The sequence below is a fragment of the Streptomyces sp. GS7 genome, assembly GCF_009834125.1.
In the GTDB taxonomy this organism is placed as follows: Bacteria; Actinomycetota; Actinomycetes; order Streptomycetales; family Streptomycetaceae; genus Streptomyces.
In genome coordinates, this window is record NZ_CP047146.1 from 7,304,213 (window position 1) to 7,323,886 (window position 19,674).

Sequence of the window (19,674 nt, forward strand, 5' to 3'; positions counted from 1 at the left end):
GGGGGTTAGCCCATCTCCTCCAACGCCTTGCCCTTGGTCTCCTTCACGAACTTGAGCACGAAGGGGATCGAGAGCAGGGCGAAGACCATGTAGATCACGTAGGTGCCCGAGAGGTTCCAGTCGGACAGGCTCGGGAAGCTGGCCGTGATGACCCAGTTGGCGATCCACTGCGCGGAGGCGGCGACGCCCAGCGCGGCGGCGCGGATCTTGTTCGGGAACATCTCGCCGAGGAAGACCCAGACCACGACGCCCCAGGAGAGCGCGAAGAAGAGGACGAAGCCGTGGGCGGCGATCAGGGCGATGGTGCCTTCGGTGGTCGGCAGGGTGCCGGCGGCAGACTTGGCGGAGAAGGCCCACGCCTCCAGGCCGAGCGCGACGGCCATACCGACCGAGCCGATCAGCGCCAGCGGGCGGCGGCCGATCCGGTCGACGAAGATCATCGCGATCACGGTGCCGATGATGTTGATGATCGAGGTGGTGAAGCTGTAGAAGAACGAGCTCTCGGGGTTGATCCCGACGGACTGCCACAGCGTCGAGGAGTAGTAGAAGGCGACGTTGATGCCGACCAGCTGCTGGAAGACGGAGAGCCCGATACCGACCCAGACGATCGGCAGGAAGCCCGCCTTGCCGCCGAGCAGGTCCTTGAAGGTCGACTTGTGCTCGCTGCGCATCGCCTCCTCGATCTCGACGACCCGGGCGTCGAGGTCGACGGCGTGGCCCTCGACCTCGGCCAGCACCTCCTTGGCGCGGTCGGTCTTGCCGATGGAGATCAGGAAGCGCGGCGACTCGGGGATCGCGAAGGACAGCAGACCGTAGAGGACGGCCGGGATCACCATCACGCCGAGCATCCACTGCCAGGCTTCCAGGCCGGCGATCTTGCCGCGCTGGTCGCCGTGGGCGAGGTTGAGGATGCCCCAGTTGACGAGCTGGGAGATGGCGATACCGACGACGATCGCGGCCTGCTGGAAGGAGCCGAGCCGGCCGCGGTAGGCGGACGGCGAGACCTCCGCGATGTAGGCCGGGCCGATGACCGAGGCCATGCCGATCGCGATACCGCCCAGCACGCGCCACATCGCCAGGTCCCAGAGGGCGAACGGCAGGGCGGAGCCGATGGCGCTGATGGTGAAGAGCGTCGCGGCGATCTGCATCACGCGGATCCGGCCGATCCGGTCGGCGATCCGGCCGGCGGTGGCGGCGCCGATGGCGCAGCCGATCAGCGCGATGGCGATCACCTGCGCCAGGCCGGCGGACCCGACGTCGTAGCGGCCGCGGATCGCCTCCACGGCGCCGTTGATGACGGAGCTGTCATAGCCGAAGAGGAAGCCGCCCATCGCGGCAGCCGCGGTGATGAAGATGACATGGCCGAGGTGGTCGGGGTGGGCCTTGCGGCCTTCCGGGACCGTCGGCTGCGCGGTGCTGGTCAACGTGAACTCCAGTGGCCCGGCTGCGCTGCCGGGCGTAGGGGGCTGGCACTACAAGTGGTGCATAGCTTGGGGACACCCACCACTTGAAGGTAAAAGCAACGCTGCAGAGACTATGCCTTCAAGTTTCGAAGTCAATAGCGTGTAACTGATTTGTTTCCCACAAGACAGCGGCGCGCCTCGTTCAAGTCCTGAATTGATCTTCGAAAGATGTGGCGGGCGGTGACGCGGTGCGGTCTCCCCCTGGCTCAGTGCAGCCGCTGGCTGATCACCTTCGAGACGCCGTCGCCCTGCATCGAGACGCCGTAGAGCGCGTCGGCGACCTCCATCGTCCGCTTCTGGTGCGTGATCACGATCAGCTGGGAGCTCTCCTGGAGCTCCTCCATGATCCGGATCAGCCGCTGGAGGTTGGTGTCGTCCAGCGCCGCCTCGACCTCGTCCATCACATAGAACGGGCTGGGCCGCGCCTTGAAGATCGACACCAGCAGCGCCACCGCCGTCAGCGACCGCTCACCGCCCGACAGCAGCGAGAGCCGCTTGACCTTCTTCCCCGGGGGCCGCGCCTCCACATCCACCCCGGTCGCCAGCATGTCGTCCGGGTTCGTCAGCACCAGCCGGCCCTCGCCGCCCGGGAAGAGCCGCGAGAAGACGCCCTCGAACTCCCGCGCGGTGTCGTGGTACGCCTCCGTGAAGACCTGCTCCACCCGCTCGTCGACCTCCTTGACCACCTGCAGCAGGTCGGCCCGGGTCTTCTTCAAGTCTTCAAGCTGCTCGCTGAGGAACTGGTGGCGCTCCTCCAGCGCCGCGAACTCCTCCAGCGCCAGCGGGTTCACCTTCCCGAGCTGCTGGTACGCCCGCTCGGCGGCCCGCAGCCGCTTCTCCTGCTCGGCGCGTACGTAGGGCACGGGCTGGTTGCGCGGGTGCTCGGGGTCCTCCGGCAGCTCCTCGCCCTCAGCCGGCGGCGACGGCGGAACGGGCTGGTCCGGGCCGTACTCCGCCATCAAAACCGCCGGCTCCACCCCCAGCTCCTCCAGCGCCCGGGTCTCCAACTGCTCGATCCGCAGCCGCTTTTCGGCCCCCAGCACCTCGCCCCGGTGGACCGAGTCCGTCAGCTTGTCCAGCTCGGCCTTCAGCTCCCGGCCCTGGCCGCGTTCGGCCACCAGCGCCTGCTCACGCTCGGCCTTGGCCCGTTCCGCGGCGGCCCGCTCCTCCTCGGCCCGTACGAGCGACACCTCGACATGCGCCAGCAGCTGCCGCGCCCCGGACGCCACCGCCCCGGCCACCGCCGCCTCATGGCGCAGCCGGGCGCGCCGCCGCTCGGCCCGCGCCCGCGCCTCGCGCTCCGCCCGCGCCCCCCGGTCCAGCGCGTCGGCCCGCCCGGCGAGCCCCTTGACCCGCTCCTCGTGCGTCCGCGCCTGGAGCCGGGCCTCCATCTCCGTCTGCCGGGCATTGGCGCCGTCCGCCGCCAGCCGGTCACGTACGCCGGTGTCGGGCTCCTCGTCGCCCGGCTCCTCCTCGGCCACCGCGAGCCGCTCGGCCAGCTCCTCGGCCTCCTCGGTGGCCCGCACCAGCGCCTCCTCGGCCTGGGCGACCGCCGCGGCGGAACGTTCGGCCTCACCGGCGGCGGCCCGCGCCTGCCCGCCGAGGCGCCCCAGGTCCCCGGCGACCTTCGACTTCTCCCGGTCCGCCGCCCGCCGCCGCCCGTCCCACTCCTCGACCAGCGCGGCGCACTCGGTACGCCGCTGCGCCGCCGCCCGCTGCGCCACGGCCAGCTCCGCGCAGCGGGATCCCAGCTCCGCAAGCTCGGCCGCCGCCTCGTCGACGGACGCCTGCACCTCCAGCAGGCTCGGCGCCCCGGCCGAACCGCCGTGCGCGAAGTGCGCCCCGAGCAGATCGCCCTCCGCGGTCACCGCCGTCAGCTCGGGCCGGACGGCCACCAGCTCCTCGGCCTCCTCCAGCGTCCCGACCACCACCACGTCCCGCAGCAGCCGGGTCACCGCCGCCGTCAACTCCCGCGGCCCGTTGACCAGTTCCTGAGCGGGCACCGGCCCCGCACCGGCGACCGCCGCCCCCGCCCCGGGCGCGCCCGCGTCCCCACCGGCCGCCTCGGCGCCACCCGCGCCGTCGCCGCCGACCCGCTCGGCGACCTCCACCGCCGCCACGGCCTCCACCGCGCGCGCCGGCGCCGGTACCCGCACCGCCCGGCTCCCGCCGAGCACCATCGCCGCCCGTCCGGCGTCCTCCTTGCGCAGCAGCCGGATGGCCTCGGCGGCGGTGGCCGTGTCGGTGACCGCGACCGCGTCCGCCGCCGCGCCGAGCGCCGCCGCCACCGGGACCTCGAACCCGGGGGTGACGGTCAGCAGTTCCGCCGCCGGGCCGAGCAGCCCGCTCAGCCGGTCGGTGGCCGCCAGCAGCGCACCGGTGCCGTCCTTGCGGCGCAGTCCGAGCGCCAGCGCGTCGTGCCGGGCCGCCGTCGCGGCGCGCTCGCGCTCGGCCACGGTCAGCGCCTCCCGCGCGGCGGTCAGCGCGGCCTCCGCCGCGGCCAGCTCCCGGCGCGCCGCCCCGTACCGCTCCCCGGTCTCCGCGTCGTCCGCGTCCAGCCCGGCGACCTCGCCCTTGAGCTGCTCGTACTCCTCCTGGGCAGCCACCGCCCGGCCCCGGGCCGCGTCCCGGGCCTCGGTGAGCCGGCCGATCTCCGCCTGCGCCGAGGCGGCCCGGCCGCGCGCCGCGGTGACCTGGCCGCTCAGCCGGGCCAGCCCCTCGCGCCGGTCGGCGATGGCCCGGGCGGCATCCCGCAGCCGCCGCTCCTCGTCGGCCAACTGCCGCTCCAGCGCGGCCCGGTGCTCGACGGTGTCCTCCAGCGCCCGGCTCGCCGCCTCCAGCGCGGCGGTCAACTCCGCCTCCTGCTCGCGGATCCGGGCCGCCTCCCGCTCCATGTCCTCCGGGTCGCGGCCCTGCCGCTCGTCCGGCGGGGCCGCCGAGGCACTCCTGACCCGTGCCTCGGCCAGCGAGATCGTGCCGCGCACCCGCTCGGCGAGCTGCGACAACTCGTACCAGGTCTGCTGGGCCCGCTGCACCCGCGGCGTGAGGGTGCGCACCTCCTCCTCCAGCACCGCCTCGCGCTGCTGGGCGGTCCGCAGCCGGGCCTCCGCGGCCTCCTTGCGCTCCTTGAGCGCCGCCTCGTCGGCGATCTCCGCCGCCAGCGCCCGGCGCAGGGTGACGAGATCGTCGGCGAGCAGCCGCAGCCGGGCGTCGCGGAGATCGGCCTGGATGACGGCAGCCCGCCGGGCGACCGCGGCCTGCCGCCCCAGCGGTTTGAGCTGCCGCCGCAGCTCGTCGGTCAGATCCTGTACGCGGGCGAGATTGGCCTTCATCGCGTCCAGCTTCCGCAGCGCCTTCTCTTTGCGCTTGCGGTGCTTGAGGACGCCGGCCGCCTCCTCGATGAACGCCCGGCGGCCCATCGGATCGGCGTGCAGAACGGAGTCGAGCTGGCCCTGGCCGACGATGACATGCATCTCGCGGCCGATACCGGAGTCGGAAAGGAGTTCCTGGATATCCAGCAGCCGGCAGGTGTCGCCGTTGATCTGGTACTCGCTGCCGCCATTCCGGAACATGATCCGTGTGATGGTGACTTCGGCGTATTCGATGGGCAGCGCGCCGTCGGAATTGTCGATCGTGAGCGAGACCTCGGCCCGGCCCAGCGGCGGCCGGCCGGTCGTCCCGGCGAAGATGACGTCCTCCATCTTCCCGCCGCGCAGCGACTTGGCACCCTGCTCGCCCATGACCCAGGACAGCGCGTCCACGACGTTGGACTTGCCGGAACCGTTCGGGCCCACGACGCAGGTGATGCCCGGTTCGAACCGCAGCGTCGTGGCGGAGGCGAAGGACTTGAAGCCTCGCAGGGTCAGACTCTTGAGGTGCACGCCTTTGGACTCTACCGGCCGCTCCTCGGCGGACGTCCCCAACATTCCGGCGCCGGCCCGCCGCCCGGTACGGCCCCCGGGTATCCGCGGACGCCTCTTTTCGGTTTCACCGGTGAAAGTGCAGGGCACATGATGCGGTGAGGGAGGCACCGGAGGGCTGAAGTGGCCGGACGGCGAGGCGCCGGCCGGCGGAATTCAGGCCGCCGGACGGAATTCCACCACCGGGGAGTACGACGGGAACGACGAAGGGACGCCGAAGCGTCCCTTGCAGATCTTGAAGAGCGGTGCCTCAAGCGGCTGGCGAGCAGCCCGACCGACCCTGGGGTTGGGGTCAGGTGAGCGCGGGCTCCGCCTGGGGTACGTCGATGTCGAGCACCGAATCGTCGCGACGTGCGGCAGCCGACAGCATGTCGTTCTCGGCCTGCATCCGAATAAGTTCGGATTCAAGGTCCTGGACGCGCTGCTGAAGCCGTCGCATCTCGGAGAGGACTCGGGGGTCGGAGCCGCCGACGTAACCGAGAAGCGCCTTTGCCATGATGGATGGTCCTCCACAATGAGTGACCGACCGAAGCGGTGTGGGTCGTGAGGGATTCGCACCCGCGGTGCTTGTCATTCTCCAGGTGCCTTCAATGCCAAACAGCTAAGGTGCGCGGGGATTCCAGAGTCTCACCAAACGGATGGAGGGTCAACACGATCACACCCCGTATCCTCGGGCACCTGAGAGTGCGCGGCCTCAGGGCACTGCGCCGACTCCCCAGAAAGGTCCCGCGGGGGCGTGGAGATCATCCGTACAGCGGCAGCCTTGCACGGGTCGGCCGAGTTGGCAACCACCAGGGCTTATCTCCTGTAAGCAGCTGACAAAGGCATACCGCCAAGATCAGCCACGGCTCCCGGACGGACGGCCTTTCCGGGCCATGTCAGCGGATCGCGAAGCCGTCGTAGCCGCCCCGGGGCGTGTCCCATATCTCAGTGACGCCGTCGACGGCCCCGGGCGTGTCCCCGGTGCGGAGCCAGTCCAGCAACTCCTCGCAGCGGCCCCGCGGGCCCTCGGCGACGACCTGGACCCGGCCGTCGCCGAGATTGACCGCGAAGCCGACGAGTTCGCCGATGCGCAGAGCGTTCGCACGGGTGAACCAGCGGAACCCAACTCCCTGGACCCGGCCGCGTACCCAGGCGGTCATCCGCACGTCTTCATCCATGTGTGCACGTTAACCGGCCAATTGCTCAGGAGGAACTTCGGCCCCTTCCGTCATGGCGTACAGTCCCCCGACAGCGAAGGCTCACCCTTTCGGGTGAGTCGATATGACGCTGACGGAAGGAACGACCGCGGATGGGCCGCCACCGACGCTCTGCTCCCCACGCGCCCGAATCCCCTGGTCCGGGGCCAGTTGACGGACCGGCAGGCGCGCCGCCGGCCGCCCGCCACCGCGCCCACCACGCCGCCCGGCCCCGCCGGTCGGCCCCGGTGCGCACCGGACTGCTCGGCGCCTCCGCCGCGATGGCGATGGGGGCCGTGGCGGTCGCGTCCGGACTCGTCCCCGGCGGCGGCCAGTTCGTGGTGGGCGGCGACGGCCACCGTGCCGACCGGATCCGCGCCGGCGCGCTGCCGGACCTGCAGCCCCAGGAGAGCCGCTCGGCGGCACCGACCGGCGCCACGGATCCGGCGACCGGCAGCAGCGGGGGCGGCGGGCAGCCCGCGTCCCCCGGCACCGGGCAGCCCGCCGCCACCGACTCCCCCTCCTCCCCCGCCGCCCCCAGCGCCTCCCCGTCGGCGGGCCGGGCCTCCCCGTCCCCCACCGCAACGCCCGGTGCGCCGCAGTCCGCGCAGCCCACCGGCCGGCCCACGAGCCCGGCGCCCACGAGCACGGCGACGGCGTCGAAGGCCCCCGAAGCCGGGACGTCCGCCGCGGCGCAGGTGCTCTCGCTGGTCAATCAGCAGCGCGCCACAGCCGGCTGCTCGCCGGTGGCCGACAGCAGCCAACTGGACGGTCTGGCCCAGCATTTCAGCGAGGACATGGCGCAGCGGGGGTTCTTCGGCCACACCGATCCGGACGGCCACACCCCGTGGGACCGCGCCCGCGTTCTCGGGATAACCGACCTCGGCGGCGAGAACATAGCCCGCGGCCAGGCCGACGCCCGGGCCGTGATGGACACCTGGATGAACAGCGCGGGGCACCGTGCCAACATCCTCAACTGCGAGTACCGGACCCTCGGCGTCGGCGCGCACTTCGGGCCGGGCGGCCCGTGGTGGACCCAGGAGTTCGGCTTCTAAGAAAGCCGCAGGTCAGAGGCTTATCCAGCTTGCTGGGCCGTCGTGGGGCCGTCATCCGTTGCCCCGCCTTTCCCGAAGACCCGATCCACAGCGGCCCGAGTACGGGTCTCGCTCATCGGCATCAGGTGCGTATAGGTCCGCAAGGTGAAACCGGGGTCGTGATGGCCCAGGTACTCGCTCAGAGCCTTGATGCTCTCGCCGGCATCCAGGAGCACCGAGGCGTAGAAGTGCCGGAGCGCATGCATGCCGTTGTCCCGTCCGGTCGGCACGCCAGCGGCCCGCAGCGCCGGACGCCACACACGGTCGTTGAAGCGGTTCCGATTCAATGCCAGGCCCTCAGGGCTGCAAAAGATCAGCGTTGCCGTGACCGGCGCACCTTCGAGCGTCTTCCACGGCAGAGTGATCTCCCGCGGCGGGTACCTGGTGATGTGCGCCGCAAGAGCGAAGCCGACGGACTCAGGCAGCGGCACATCCCGCACCTTGCCGCCCTTTGGCGGGGCGTACACAGGGCGCCCGCGGAGTAGCTTGACCTGGCGCACGATGTGGAGCACTCCCCCAAGGAAGTCAGCATCCTCAACAGCCAGGCCAAAGACTTCGCCCTGGCGCAGGCCGCACCCGGCCGCCGGTTCAACCATCTCTATATAGCGGTCGGGCAGCTTGCCCCGTACCGCGCTGACCCGCTCGTAGGGCCACGGCTTGATCTTGCGCGGGTCGGGGCGGGGAGCCTTCACGGACCGTGCCCGGCACGGGTTGTCTCGAATGATCCTGTCCTCTACCGCAGCGGTGAAGACCGTCGAGACGTGCGCAAAGATCCCACGCCGGTAGGCAGCGGACAGGCCCGCGTCCTCCATCGTCCTCATCCATAGGCGAATGTGAGACGGCTGGAACGACGCCATAGGCCGAGTGCCCAGATGTGGCGTCGCGTGGAGGCGAAGGCGGCCCTCCACCGATTCACGGGTCGACGGATCGGTCGTCTGTGTCGTCAACCACGTCGCGACGTACTGAGCGAACGTCAGCTTCCCGGCGCTGGGGTCGATGTAGTCGCCTCGCGACATGTCAGCCTCAACGTTGTTCAGCCACTGCTCAGCCTTGCGCTTCTGCTTGTCCGGGAAGCTCTTGCTCTTCTCGGTGCCGTCCGGGCCGATGTAGCGGGCGCGGTAGCGAAGGCCGGTGCCGTAGCGGTCGGTCTTGACCTTGACGGGCTTGCCGTCCGCACCGGTCTCGACCTTGTACCAGCGGTCTTGGATGTGTCCGGCCATCAGGCGGCCCCTTCCATGAGTTGGGCGACCCAGACGCGGACGTCTTCGGGGTCGTAGCGCAGGTGTCGGCCGACGCGGAAGCCGCGGGGGCCGGTGTGCTTCCGTCGCCACTGGTAGACGGTTTCGACTGGGACGCCGAGGAGATCGGCCAGGTCCACCGGGGTCAGGTAGCGCTCAGGCAGCGGACGCTTCACGCGCACACCTCCCAGTCGTCCGGGTCCGTCAGGTCTGCCAAGGCTTCGCGGGCGGTGTCGCGGTTGGCCTTGATCTCACCTGCGAGCTGTGCGGCGAGCCAGGACTCGCCGGGCGTGTGGCCCTGTCCGGCATAGGTCCAGTGGGCGAGGACCAGCGTGGAGCCCTCCGCGTCGTCCAGGTCTTCCGAGAAACCGCGTTCGCGGCGGTCCTGGCGTGCGCGGTAGTCGGCGCGGACCTGGCGGAGTTCACCGAGGGTCGTGGAGTAGCGCGGGGACTTGGTCGAGAAGTGGCCGCGGAAGCCGAGCATGTGCGCCCACTGCCACAGCTTCCGGTCCGGGTAGGCGTCGTCCAGGCGGTTGCAGGCTTCGATCAGGCGCCGGGTGTGGTCGGGCAGGTCCGGCAGCTTGTCGAGTTCGGAGAGTTCGCCGATGCGGTGATCGACCATGCCAGTCGTCTCGGCTGCCTTGGTGGCGTACTTGGCCACGTAGGAGGCAACCGCCGCTTCGGTCAGCTCAACGTCTGCCAGGCCGCCGATCGGCTGGACGTCCACCTGATCACCCCAGCGCAGGACGCGGGCGGGGAAGTCCCCGGACGCCGGCACGGGCACACTGACTCGGTTCGCCGCAGCGCGGATCGCGTCATCGAGCAGGGCGACGCTGGCCCATGCGGGCGGCTCGCTGTCGGGGCCGTCGGGACCGTCGAGGCGGACGACCGCATGGAAGTGGACCGCGCCGCGCTTTTGGAACTCGGCGACCTTGCCGAAGGACACCCGGCACGAGTCCGGCAGTTCTTTCTGTGTCAGCCCGGCGCGGGCGGCGATCTCCCGGCGCAGGTAGATCGTGAACCGGCGCCACAGGTCGCCCGCGTGGTTGTTCCAGAGCACCGCCCCCGTGTAGTCGTAGCGGGACGGAGCCAGGGCCGTACCCAGAGCCGGATCGTCCTCGGTGTGCTGGGTGCCGCACCGGCAGCGGCCGGTCTCGGGTCGGTTGTGGACCGGACCGAACGAGGGCGCGGTTAGGGTCGCGAAGACGCGGGGGTGATCGCGGATCGTGGCCGGGACGCCTTTGCCGCCGGTGATCCCGGCGCGGATCAGGTGGTAGGTGTCGCCCGCGTAGGTCCAGGCGCACGAAGGGCAGCGCGACGCGCGGCGGTTGCCGCAGGCCACCCGTAGGCAGCCGCCCGGCTCATGCTCGGTGGAGTAGGAGTACAGCACCTGCCCGGTACGGGCATCGCGCGTGACCGTCTGGCCCATCAGGCGAATGGGGTTCGAGCAGCCGCCGGTGCGGCGGACTTGCTCTTGCCAGCGGTCGAAGCCCGGCGAGTTGGCCACCCGCAGCATGTCGGCGAGGGTCACGGGGTCGGTGCCCAGGGAGGCCGCAGCGCCAGCCACGGCCTCAGGGGCGACGGGGAAGACCGTCACAGGTAGTCCTCCCTCGGGTAGCCGTGCCCAAGGGGCGGGTACTGGCCGCCGTGCAGCTTGGCCCACTCCTCCGCGTAGATCGCGTCATCCACCACCGTGAAGAAGTCGGTGTGCGGCCGGACGTCGTGCTCATCCAGGTACGCGGCGATCATTCCGGTGCGGTCTTCGTCGGCCGCTTCGGCAGCGTGCTGGGGGTCGTTGAAGTAGGTCACGCCGCCACCCCCACGAGGACCACGGGCGCGGGAGACAAGGCCGAGGCCGGTCGGACCGACGCGCCGAAGGTGGGGTCGGCCGGGCAGACCAGGTCACCGTCATGGGTCAGGACATTCCGTCCGTCCATCGGGATCCGGACCCAGCCGGGCGCGTGAGCGTGGCAGCGGGGGCAAGTGGCCGGGCGGTCCAGCAGGTCCAGGCAGGAGGGAAACAGGCTCATGCCGCCACCTCCGCGAGCCCGGCGATCAGCGTGACTGCGTACTCGCCTTCGATCTCCTTGGCGCCGCCGCACACCAGGCACCAGATCTGGAACTCGGTGGTGTCGTAGCCGGTGCCGTCGCAGTCCGGGCACGCCATCCAGGTACGGGACTCGTACTCGGCTGCGCACTCGGCAGCATCCTGGCAGCGGCGCTCAGCGCACACCGGGCAGACCCGGCCGTTGTGCCGACGGACCGGAGCAAGCGCAACAGGAGGTGTAGCAACGGGCGCGGGGCGCGGGGCAACGAGCGTTGCAGGCATGATGGAGGCTCCCTCTATGGGACGAAGGAGGGCGGCGAATCTGCTTGGCGGTAGGAGCGCCGCCCTCCGGGCCTGGACGAGATGACCAACCTGACTAACCAGATCGACCATGTGGGTAACGTACCCATCCTGGTTAGCCAGGTCAATAGCCTGACCAACTTGGCTGTCCTAATGCGGGGGCTGGCGCGTACCATCGGGGCATGACCTTCGTTCCCGACCCGCTAGACCCGGACGACGAGCGCCCGCCATACGAGCAGGTGGCAAGCAGCCTCGGGGCGGCTATCCGGACCAGGAAGATCTCTCCCGGCGAGAAACTCCCGTCGCACGAGAAGCTGACGAAGATGTACGGCTTCGCCCGGGGGACGATCCAGCGCGCACTACGTGACTTGGAAGATGAAGGTCTCGTCGTGTCCCGCAAGGGCAGCGGCGTCTTCGTTCGCAACCGGACCGAGCGCCCCGCGGGCCTGCGCCCGTACGTCGAGCAGGCGTTCTCCAGCAAGGACGTCACAATTGACTTCGCCGGATTCTCCAGCGAGACGCTTCACGGCGCGCTGCAAGAGCCGATGGACAAAGTCCGGGTGGGGCGACTCACCCCATCAAGCATCACGGTCCGGATACTTGTGCCGGACATGTCAGTACCCCAGGCGGCGCCTGTCCGTCGTGAGGACTGCGCGGATGATGCGCGGCTTCGCAATCGGATGCACGACATCATGGTCGGGTACACACGCAGCATCCGAGACTCGATCGCAGAACTTGAGCACCTTGGCCTAGTGCCGGAGACACACGTAAACGTGCGCGTTCACAGCGGTACGCAGTTCTTCAAGCTGTACGTGATCAACAATGAAGACGCGTTCTTCGGCTACTACCCCATCAAACCGAACAAGGTTGTCGCCCAGGGCAAAGCAATCGAGATCTATGACCTGGTTGGCAAGGACACCGTGCTCTTCCATCACTCGATGAACGACGGTGAGTCCTCCAGCGGCACCCAACAGGTACAGCAGGCTCGCATGTGGTTCGACAGCGTGTGGGAGACGATCGCAAGGGACTTCGATCTTGATGGACAGTGACGAGCTCAGCAAGACGCTGGCTGGAGCGTCAGCAGTGCTCTTCGACTTCGATGGCCCCCTGTGTGACGTATTCGCCGGTATGCCGGCGCCAAAGGTGGCAGGCGAGTTGGCCCGGAAGGCCAGCGCTCATGACGCGGCGCTCCGTGCGAAGCTCGCCGCCACGGACGACCCAATCGAAGTACTACGACTTGCCTTCGATGCCGACCCCGAAATTGGGTCGGAGGTCGACCAGGCCCTGACTGCGGCCGAGGTTGAGGCCGTAGCAGTCGCAGGAGCTCCCACTGCCGGAGCCGTGGCCGCACTTGAAGCAGTCAAGGCCGCGGGACGCCGGATTGCCGTGGTGAGCAACAACTCTGCCGAGTGCGTCCGATCGTTCCTTGCACGGCACTTGCTGGATGAACACGTGCGTGAAGTCATCGGACGCCCGGTGAATCGTCCAGACCTCATGAAGCCGCACCCGCATTCGTTGCTCCGGGCAGCCGAGCTGCTGGAAGTCAGCCCGTCTGAATGCGTACTCATCGGCGACTCCATCACGGATATCCAGGCTGCCCACCTGGCTGGAGGCACGGCGATCGGATACGCCAATAAGCCGCATAAGCGTGATGCGTTCGTAGAGGCGGGCGCCGAGGCAGTCACCGAGTACATGAAGGCCATCGCGGACGCGATGCGCTGAGGCTGGAGTGCCGTTACAGGTTTCTCTACCTCATCAAGCCCCTCCCTTCGGTCGGGGAGGGGGAGCCGCCCGAGGCTGCCAACCCCCTTCTACCCGGAGCCCTTTGGCGAAGTGCCGGCGGAAGGACTCAGCGCCCCGGCCAGGCAGAACGAAAGGCCGGCGAAGCCCCGGATGCTGACGGGCGTCGCGCAAGCTAGCAGGGCTCCCCTCCCGGCCACTCACCGCCCGGCAGCCGCCCCACCACGATCAACAGCGCGACCCACGGCACGGCCGCCGGAAGCAGCCCGGGAAAAGGGGCCGACGCGCATAGCGCTTCACCATCCGACAACTCAAGGACACAAGGTCTTCTCACACGTTCGAAAGTAGCCGCGCACAGCGCGGCGGCGCCGGCCGGTGCCCGGCGCCCGCCCTGCCTCCCCGTCTTCGCCGCCGGCTGGGCGTGCGCCGGCCCCCGCCCGCGCCCACAAGGGGCGGAAACACATGCCGGAGGCTAGGAACACAGCTCCAGGCCCCCACCCGCCACACCTCCGACCGACCGATGACCGCGCGCCGACCAGGCGTGACGCCACCGGCCGCGAAGCCAAAGCCCGCAGCAGCACACCCCGAAGCGCCGAGTACGCCGCCACCGAACGCCACCCAGAGCGCGTGCCACCGCCGCACACGCCGCAGCCCCGAACGAGGCGGGGCAGCCCCGGCAAGGAAGGTGCGAGTGTGGGGCGGTGAAGGGGTGGAGAGTGGCTGGGGCCGGCGGCGCTCCGAGACTTTAAGGTCTGGCCCTTGGGGCGAGCCTCTAAGATCTTGGGGCCGATCGGGCTATTGCGGGCAGGCAAGGAGCCAGCCCGATTCGCGGAGCAGCGTAAGGCCCCAAGATCTCTCACCCCAAGGGCCAGACCTCAAACTCTCTCCACACCACCAGCGCGGGCATGCGCCGGTCCCGCGGGGCTGCTTCCCTCCTGGGCTACGGTCGTGAACGAAGGCCAGGCAGACGATCCAAGAGGAACCTCGCTCCCGTACGCCGCTGCTCAGTGGTACCCGTAAAAAGCAGGACGTATGCCGCGGCTAGGAAGACGAGGACGGCTGAGCCGACAACGCACACGGCGAGCCATGCGAGGTGAACAGGCAAGGTCTGTAGGTTGCCCAGGCCGACAACTGCTCCTATGGGGAAGAAGGCCCAAGCTGCAAGCCGCGAAGGCCGAGAAATCTGCCGAGACTTCCGATCAACCGTGGCCGGCGTACGGTTCATAACTGCGCTTCCTGCGGCCCCGACCCACGCCCTGACCGCTGTAGACATGCAGCGATAAGGACGCGCGATTCGGAGAACCTTGTCCGCGTTCCAGGGGCAACGTGGGCACCCCAGCGGAGACAGGCCAGCGCGATCGGCCCGATCAAAGGCTAGCGCAGACCCTGCGGCACAGCAGCTGAGTACAGCAACGGTGACGACTTCCAGGCTTTATCCGATCGGATGAACGAAAAGTGCCACCGCAAGCGTGACCAGCCCACCTCCCACGAAAAAGAAGGCATTAGCGATCAAGCCATCACGAAGGGTGCGCCGGCGCTGTCCTTCAATCTCCGCCTTCACGAGGTCAGCCACCGCCTTCCTCTCCTTTTCCTGAAGCTTTGCTAGCACCTGAGCTGACTCTGCTTCTTCTTTAAGTCGCTGAGCCGAGGCTGATCGAGCCTCAAGCTCTGCTGTCACTTGCTCGATCAATCGAGCGGACTCACGCATCGATCGACCGAGTTGCTGCACACGCTGGTCTAGTGGCACTGGCTTGAGGGAGGCGTCTACCCGACGCTTCGCAAGTCGTTCGAAGACAATCCCAAGTCCGGATGCCAGAACACCCGCCAAGGCCACCATCAACGACGCAATATCCACGAAACGACCCTAAATCGACTGCGCAGGTCAAGGTCACTTACGGAACTCCGTCCGAGCGAAGCCGGGCCGTCCTGGGGCCGTGAAAGGGCGCTCAGTAATAACCAACACTGACAACCATCGACCGCTCAACCGCAGGTCACAACGTTGATCGGTTAGCTGACCGCAGGTGAGACACCTGGTCTGTCACTTGTTCGGCTTCTGAGCCCGCTGCCCGGTGCGGGCCACCGAGCCGGTCCGGCTCAGCGCGGCCGGGGCGGGCGCTGGCAGCGCGGGCAGAAGTAGCTGGAGCGGTTCATCCAGGGGCGGCGGCGGATCGGCGTACCGCAGCGGCGGCACGGTTCGTCCTCGCGACCGTACGCGTCCAGGGAGCGCTCGAAGTAGCCGGACTCGCCGTTGACGTTGACGTAGAGGCTGTCGAAGCTGGTGCCGCCGACGGCCAGCGCCGCGTTCATCACGTCCCGTACGTGCCCCAGCAGCGCGGCGGTGCGCGGGCGGGTGAAGGTGGCGGTCGGCCGCTCGTAGTGGAGCCGGGAGCGCCACAGCGCCTCGTCGGCGTAGATGTTGCCGACGCCGCTGATCAGCGACTGGTCCAGCAGGGCCCGCTTGACGGTGGTGCGGCGGCGGCGCAGCGCGTCGTGGAAGGCGGCGTCGTCGAAGGCCGGGTCGAGCGGGTCGCGGGCGATGTGCGCGATGACGTCGGGGAGCAGGTCGGCGTCGCCGGGGACGGTGTCGTGCAGCGAGAGGCCGCCGAAGGTCCGCTGGTCGACGAAGCGCAGCTCGGTGCCGAGGTCGTCGGCGAAGCGGATCCGGATCCGCAGGTGCTTCTCGTCGGGGGCGTCCTGCGGCTGGACCAGCAGCTGGCCGCTCATGCCGAGGTGCGCCAGGATCGCCAGGCCGTGGGTGACGGACGGGGTGATGATCGGCGCGATGCCCTCGGCGGCGCTCTGCGCGGCCGGGCCGCCGCCGGTCACCGGGAGCCAGAGGTACTTGCCGCGCCGGCGGGCGGTGCCGATGCGCAGCCCCTTGAGCCGGTCCGCGAAGTCGGCCGCGCCCGCGGTGTGCCGGCGGATCGCGCGCGGGTGGCGGACCTCGACGGCGTCGACGGTCCGGCCGCTGACCCAGCGCGCAAGGCCGCGGCGTACGACCTCGACCTCGGGCAGCTCGGGCACGGGACGCTCCTCGTCATCGTCGGGAAAGACCTCTGACCCCGTCCGCGGCGGCCGGGCCGCCGCGGACGGGGTCAGAGGAAGTGGTTCAGTGCGCCGGCGACGAGCCGTCGCCGGAAGCCGGAGCCGAGTCGCCGGAAGCCGGGGACTCCTTGGCCTTGGCCGCCTCGTCCGCCGCGGCGCGGATCGCACGCCACGCGGACTCGGCCGCCTGCTGCTCGGCTTCCTTCTTGCTGCGGCCGGTGCCGGTGCCGTACGAGACACCACCGACGCGGGCGGCAGCAGTGAAGGTCTTCTCGTGGTCCGGGCCGGTCTCGGTGACCAGGTACTCCGGAACGCCGAGGCCCTCGGTCGCGGTCAGCTCCTGGAGGCTGGTCTTCCAGTCGAGGCCGGCGCCCAGGCTGGAGGACTTCTCGATCAGCGGGTCGAAGAGCCGGTGCACCAGCTCGCCGGCCGCGTCGAGGCCCTGGTCGAGATAGACCGCACCGATCACCGCTTCCAGGGTGTCGGCGAGGATGGACGCCTTGTCCCGGCCGCCCGTGCCCTCTTCGCCCCGGCCGAGGCGGATGAAGGCGCCGAGGTCGAGGCCGCGGCCCACCTCGGCGAGCGCCCGCGAGTTGACCACCGCGGCCCGCAGTTTGGCCAGCTGGCCTTCCGGCAGGTCGGGGTGGATGCGGTACAGCGTGTCCGTGACCACCAGGCCGAGCACCGAATCCCCGAGGAATTCGAGCCGCTCGTTGGTGGGCAGACCGCCGTTCTCGTAGGCGTACGAGCGGTGCGTCAGCGCACGCACCAGAAGGGCGGACTCAAGTGTGTACCCGAGCCGCCCTTCCAGAAGCGTGAGAGACGAGGCCGTGTCCGCGGGAGCCGTTTCCTCCCCGCGTGCGCGGGGCGACGAATGAGCGTCTTCCGCCTTCTTGGGGCTAGACACAGTGCCTGTCACCAGCCGCTCAGACCGCGATGACCTGGCGCTTGTTGTAGGTGCCGCAGCTGGGGCACGCGATGTGCTGCTGCTTCGGCTCGTTGCAGCGCTCGCACGCCACCAGGGTGGGGACCGCAGCCTTCCACTGCGACCGGCGGTGGCGCGTGTTGCTGCGCGACATCTTCCGCTTCGGAACAGCCACGGCTACTTCTCCTGAGGTTCATCCCCGCCGTCGCGGGGTACGTTGTCCTTCTCGCGGTCCTGGTTGGTCCCGGCGAGTCCCTGCAGTGCCGCCCAGCGCATGTCGACGGCATCGTGGTGGTGGTCCAGATCGTCCGCGAGCCGCGCTCCGCACTCGGAGCACAGGCCGGGGCAGTCGTCCTGGCACACCGGCTGCAGCGGCAGTGACAGCACCACCGCGTCCCGCAGCACGGGTTCGAGGTCGAACAGGTCGTCCTCGATGTAGAGGCTGTCCTCCTCGTCCTCGGCGTCGTCGCCGGACTCCGCGGTGCGGGTCCGGGCATCGGCGTCGGGGTAGGAGAACAGCTCCTGGAAGTCCGCTTCGAGCACCTGCTCCAGCGGCTCCAGACACCTTACGCACTCCCCCTTGACGGTTGCACGGGCGGTGCCTGTGACAAGCACCCCGTCCATGACCGCTTCCAGGCGGAGGGCGAGCTCGATCGGTTCGCCCTCGGGCACTCCGATGACCTCGTTGCCGAGGTCCGCGGGGGCCTCGGCGGAGCGGGAGAGCCGCTTGAGCGTGCCGGGACGACGACCCAGCTCGCGTGTATCGAACACGAGCGGGGAACGGTGGTCGAGGCGGGCGTTGATGGCTTCCTGCTTTCTGTACTGCGGTATCCGCCGACCGTCACCGACGAGCGGCAAGCGGGCAGCAGTGATCGCGGACATACACGCGACCGAAGAGCCAGGATACTGGACCGGCCCCGATAGGCCCAATCCGCATCCGGCCGTTCCCGGCTCGCGGGTCGGGCGCCCCGGGGCCGGGACGCCTACTGGCGGCCCTCTTCGTACTGCCGCAGCTGGTCGAGGTTGATCAGGCTGGTATCGAAGAGGCTGGTCTCGTCCAGTGCGCCGGGGTGCTGCGCGGTGTGCTGGGGCTGCGCGGGCACCTGCGGCGGGAGGTAGCCGGTGTTCGGGTCGTAGCCCTGCTGGGTCTGCTGCTGGGCCTGCTGCCAGTCGTAGGCGTACGGGTCCTGGTGCTGGGCGTACGAGACCTGCTCGGGCTGCTGCTGGTAGGCGTAGACGTCCGGCTGCTGGTAGGCGGCGGCCTGGTCGGTGTAGTAGACGGGCTGCGCCTGCTCGTGGAGCTGCTGCTCATGGTGCTGCTGGGGTGCGGAGTCGTGACCGGCGCCGGCGGCGCCGATGCCCGCCAGGCCGGCCAGGTACTCGGCGTCGGCCTGCGGCGCGGTGGCGGACTGCGGGTCGCCCTGGGCCGCCAGGTGGGCGCCGAGCTCGTCGACGGCGCGGGCGCCCTGGAGCTTGTCGCGGCCCCGGCCGACCGCTTCGAGGGTCTTGGTCAGCACGGCCTGGAAGGCGCCGAACTTGGTGTCCACGTACTCGTCCGCGCGCCGCCTGAGGGTCTCCGGGTCGGAGCTGCGCTCGGGGGCCTCGGCGTCCGCCTGTGCGTCGTAGTCCGGCCCGTAGGACCCCGGGTCGAGGCCGAGCAGCTTCTCGCGGCCGCGGTCGACGGATCCGATGGTCTTGGTGAGGACGACCTCGAAGTTCGCGAGCTTGCTGTCCACATAGTCGTCGGCCTGGGCGCGGATCTCCTCGGCCTCCCGGCGGGCCTCCGCCAGGATCCGGTCCGCCTCGTCCTGGGACTGCCGGGCGACCTCGGTGTCGGAGATCAGCGAACCGCGGTGGGCGTGCGCGGACTCGATGATCCGCTCCGCCTCGGCTCGCGCCTCCTCGACCATCTGCTCGCGCCCGCCGAGCAGTTCCTGGGCCTGCGCGAGGGAGCCGGGCAGGGCCGTGCGCACTTCCTCCAGCATGGCGAGCAGCTCGGCGCGGTTGACCACGCACGAGGCCGACATGGGCACGGACCGGGCACCGCCGACGGCTGCGACGATGTCGTCGAGCTTCTTCTGGACGTCCACCTTGGACTCGCCACTCTCTGCAGGGTTGGAACGAGGGAACGGGACGACTGTACGGCCAGGGACCCCCGGCCCGACACCTACTGACGCCCCATCAGAAGGCCTCCGGAGGCAGTCGGCCCGCACCGCGTCGCGGACCGGGTCACGACTGCTGGCGGAGCCGCTCGGTCAGCGCGTCCAGGACGAACGGCGGGACCAGGTGGGAGACGTCTCCGCCCCAGGCCGCGACCTCCTTGACGAGGCTGGAGGACAGGAAGCTGTAGGTGGGGTTGGTGGGGACGAACAGCGTCTCCACCCCGGAGAGGCCGTTGTTCATCTGGGCCATCTGGAGTTCGTAGTCGAAGTCGCTGACCGCGCGCAGCCCCTTGACGATGGCGGGGATGTCGCGCTGCTTGCAGAAGTCGACCAGCAGGCCGTGGAAGGACTCGACCTCGACGTTGCCGTACTCGGCGGTGGCCCGGCGGATCAGGTCGATCCGCTCCTCGACCGTGAACAGCCCCTTCTTGGACTGGTTGATCATCACGGCGACATGGACGACGTCGTACAGCTTGGAGGCACGGGCGATGATGTCCAGGTGCCCGTTGGTGATGGGGTCGAAGGACCCCGGACAGACGGCGCGGCGCAACTTCGTCTCCTC

The 19,674-nt window shown here is 69.7% G+C and carries 20 protein-coding genes; 3 read left to right on the plus strand and 17 right to left on the minus strand.

Features of this window, described 5'->3' with window-relative positions; genetic code table 11:
- Positions 1-5 precede the first annotated feature (5 nt).
- From GR130_RS31640 to GR130_RS31655, 4 genes are all read right to left on the minus strand, one after another.
- The gene (locus tag GR130_RS31640; protein WP_159507871.1) at positions 6-1,424 is read right to left on the minus strand and encodes a sugar porter family MFS transporter; all 1,419 of its coding nucleotides are present in this window, start codon (positions 1,422-1,424) and stop codon (positions 6-8) included.
- 245 nt (positions 1,425-1,669) lie between these two features.
- The gene (locus GR130_RS31645; protein WP_159507872.1) at positions 1,670-5,344 is read right to left on the minus strand and encodes a chromosome segregation SMC family protein; all 3,675 of its coding nucleotides are present in this window, start codon (positions 5,342-5,344) and stop codon (positions 1,670-1,672) included.
- Between the two features lie 331 nt (positions 5,345-5,675).
- Entirely contained in the window at positions 5,676-5,879 is a 204-nt protein-coding gene (locus GR130_RS31650) for a hypothetical protein (RefSeq protein WP_043266296.1), read from the minus strand.
- Positions 5,880-6,261: 382 nt separating this feature from the next.
- Complete coding sequence (locus tag GR130_RS31655) at positions 6,262-6,543, minus strand: acylphosphatase (RefSeq protein ID WP_159507873.1); 282 nt, start codon at positions 6,541-6,543, stop codon at positions 6,262-6,264.
- 131 nt (positions 6,544-6,674) lie between these two features.
- Between GR130_RS31655 and GR130_RS31660 the strand changes: the two genes are divergently transcribed.
- A complete protein-coding gene (locus GR130_RS31660) occupies positions 6,675-7,616 on the plus strand; it encodes a CAP domain-containing protein (RefSeq protein ID WP_159507874.1) in 942 nt (313 codons plus the stop codon).
- Positions 7,617-7,636: 20 nt separating this feature from the next.
- Here GR130_RS31660 and GR130_RS31665 read toward each other — a convergent pair whose 3' ends face one another.
- Genes GR130_RS31665 through GR130_RS31690 form a run of 6 tightly spaced genes read right to left on the minus strand, consistent with a single transcriptional unit; the run spans position 7,637 to position 11,222 of the window.
- The gene (locus GR130_RS31665) at positions 7,637-8,875 is read right to left on the minus strand and encodes a tyrosine-type recombinase/integrase (RefSeq protein WP_159507875.1); all 1,239 of its coding nucleotides are present in this window, start codon (positions 8,873-8,875) and stop codon (positions 7,637-7,639) included.
- The gene (locus GR130_RS31670) at positions 8,875-9,069 is read right to left on the minus strand and encodes a helix-turn-helix transcriptional regulator (RefSeq protein WP_159507876.1); all 195 of its coding nucleotides are present in this window, start codon (positions 9,067-9,069) and stop codon (positions 8,875-8,877) included. The genes GR130_RS31665 and GR130_RS31670 overlap by 1 nt, the downstream gene beginning before the upstream one ends.
- Positions 9,066-10,460 carry a replication initiator protein RepSA gene (gene repSA / locus GR130_RS31675; RefSeq protein ID WP_328707600.1) on the minus strand — a complete coding sequence of 465 codons (1,395 nt, stop codon included), beginning with the start codon at positions 10,458-10,460 and terminating at the stop codon, positions 9,066-9,068. Before repSA ends, GR130_RS31670 begins: the two co-directional genes overlap by 4 nt.
- Positions 10,461-10,486: 26 nt before the next feature.
- Positions 10,487-10,702: a hypothetical protein gene (locus GR130_RS31680; protein WP_159507877.1), complete on the minus strand. Its 216-nt coding sequence runs from the start codon at positions 10,700-10,702 to the stop codon at positions 10,487-10,489.
- A complete protein-coding gene (locus GR130_RS31685; protein ID WP_159507878.1) occupies positions 10,699-10,923 on the minus strand; it encodes a hypothetical protein in 225 nt (74 codons plus the stop codon). Before GR130_RS31685 ends, GR130_RS31680 begins: the two co-directional genes overlap by 4 nt.
- Entirely contained in the window at positions 10,920-11,222 is a 303-nt protein-coding gene (locus GR130_RS31690) for a hypothetical protein (protein ID WP_159507879.1), read from the minus strand. The genes GR130_RS31685 and GR130_RS31690 overlap by 4 nt, the downstream gene beginning before the upstream one ends.
- Before the next feature lie 200 nt (positions 11,223-11,422).
- Between GR130_RS31690 and GR130_RS31695 the strand changes: the two genes are divergently transcribed.
- Positions 11,423-12,289: a GntR family transcriptional regulator gene (locus tag GR130_RS31695; protein ID WP_159507880.1), complete on the plus strand. Its 867-nt coding sequence runs from the start codon at positions 11,423-11,425 to the stop codon at positions 12,287-12,289.
- The gene (locus GR130_RS31700; RefSeq protein ID WP_159507881.1) at positions 12,279-12,962 is read left to right on the plus strand and encodes an HAD family hydrolase; all 684 of its coding nucleotides are present in this window, start codon (positions 12,279-12,281) and stop codon (positions 12,960-12,962) included. The genes GR130_RS31695 and GR130_RS31700 overlap by 11 nt, the downstream gene beginning before the upstream one ends.
- A gap of 1,450 nt (positions 12,963-14,412) precedes the next feature.
- Here GR130_RS31700 and GR130_RS31705 read toward each other — a convergent pair.
- From GR130_RS31705 to coaD, 7 genes are all read right to left on the minus strand, one after another.
- Positions 14,413-14,835 carry a hypothetical protein gene (locus GR130_RS31705; RefSeq protein WP_159507882.1) on the minus strand — a complete coding sequence of 141 codons (423 nt, stop codon included), beginning with the start codon at positions 14,833-14,835 and terminating at the stop codon, positions 14,413-14,415.
- Between the two features lie 239 nt (positions 14,836-15,074).
- The gene (mutM, locus tag GR130_RS31710) at positions 15,075-16,004 is read right to left on the minus strand and encodes a bifunctional DNA-formamidopyrimidine glycosylase/DNA-(apurinic or apyrimidinic site) lyase (RefSeq protein ID WP_159507883.1); all 930 of its coding nucleotides are present in this window, start codon (positions 16,002-16,004) and stop codon (positions 15,075-15,077) included.
- 85 nt (positions 16,005-16,089) lie between these two features.
- Complete coding sequence (rnc, locus tag GR130_RS31715; RefSeq protein ID WP_201305056.1) at positions 16,090-16,944, minus strand: ribonuclease III; 855 nt, start codon at positions 16,942-16,944, stop codon at positions 16,090-16,092.
- Between the two features lie 7 nt (positions 16,945-16,951).
- Positions 16,952-17,125 carry a 50S ribosomal protein L32 gene (gene rpmF, locus GR130_RS31720; protein ID WP_159507885.1) on the minus strand — a complete coding sequence of 58 codons (174 nt, stop codon included), beginning with the start codon at positions 17,123-17,125 and terminating at the stop codon, positions 16,952-16,954.
- Positions 17,126-17,127: 2 nt separating this feature from the next.
- Positions 17,128-17,721 carry a YceD family protein gene (locus tag GR130_RS31725; protein ID WP_443043782.1) on the minus strand — a complete coding sequence of 198 codons (594 nt, stop codon included), beginning with the start codon at positions 17,719-17,721 and terminating at the stop codon, positions 17,128-17,130.
- 212 nt (positions 17,722-17,933) lie between these two features.
- On the minus strand, positions 17,934-19,040 hold the full coding sequence (locus tag GR130_RS31730; protein WP_159507887.1) for an ATP synthase F0 subunit B: 1,107 nt from the start codon (positions 19,038-19,040) through the stop codon (positions 17,934-17,936).
- A 139-nt stretch (positions 19,041-19,179) separates the two neighbouring features.
- On the minus strand, positions 19,180-19,662 hold the full coding sequence (gene coaD, locus GR130_RS31735; protein WP_328707601.1) for a pantetheine-phosphate adenylyltransferase: 483 nt from the start codon (positions 19,660-19,662) through the stop codon (positions 19,180-19,182).
- Positions 19,663-19,674 lie beyond the last annotated feature (12 nt).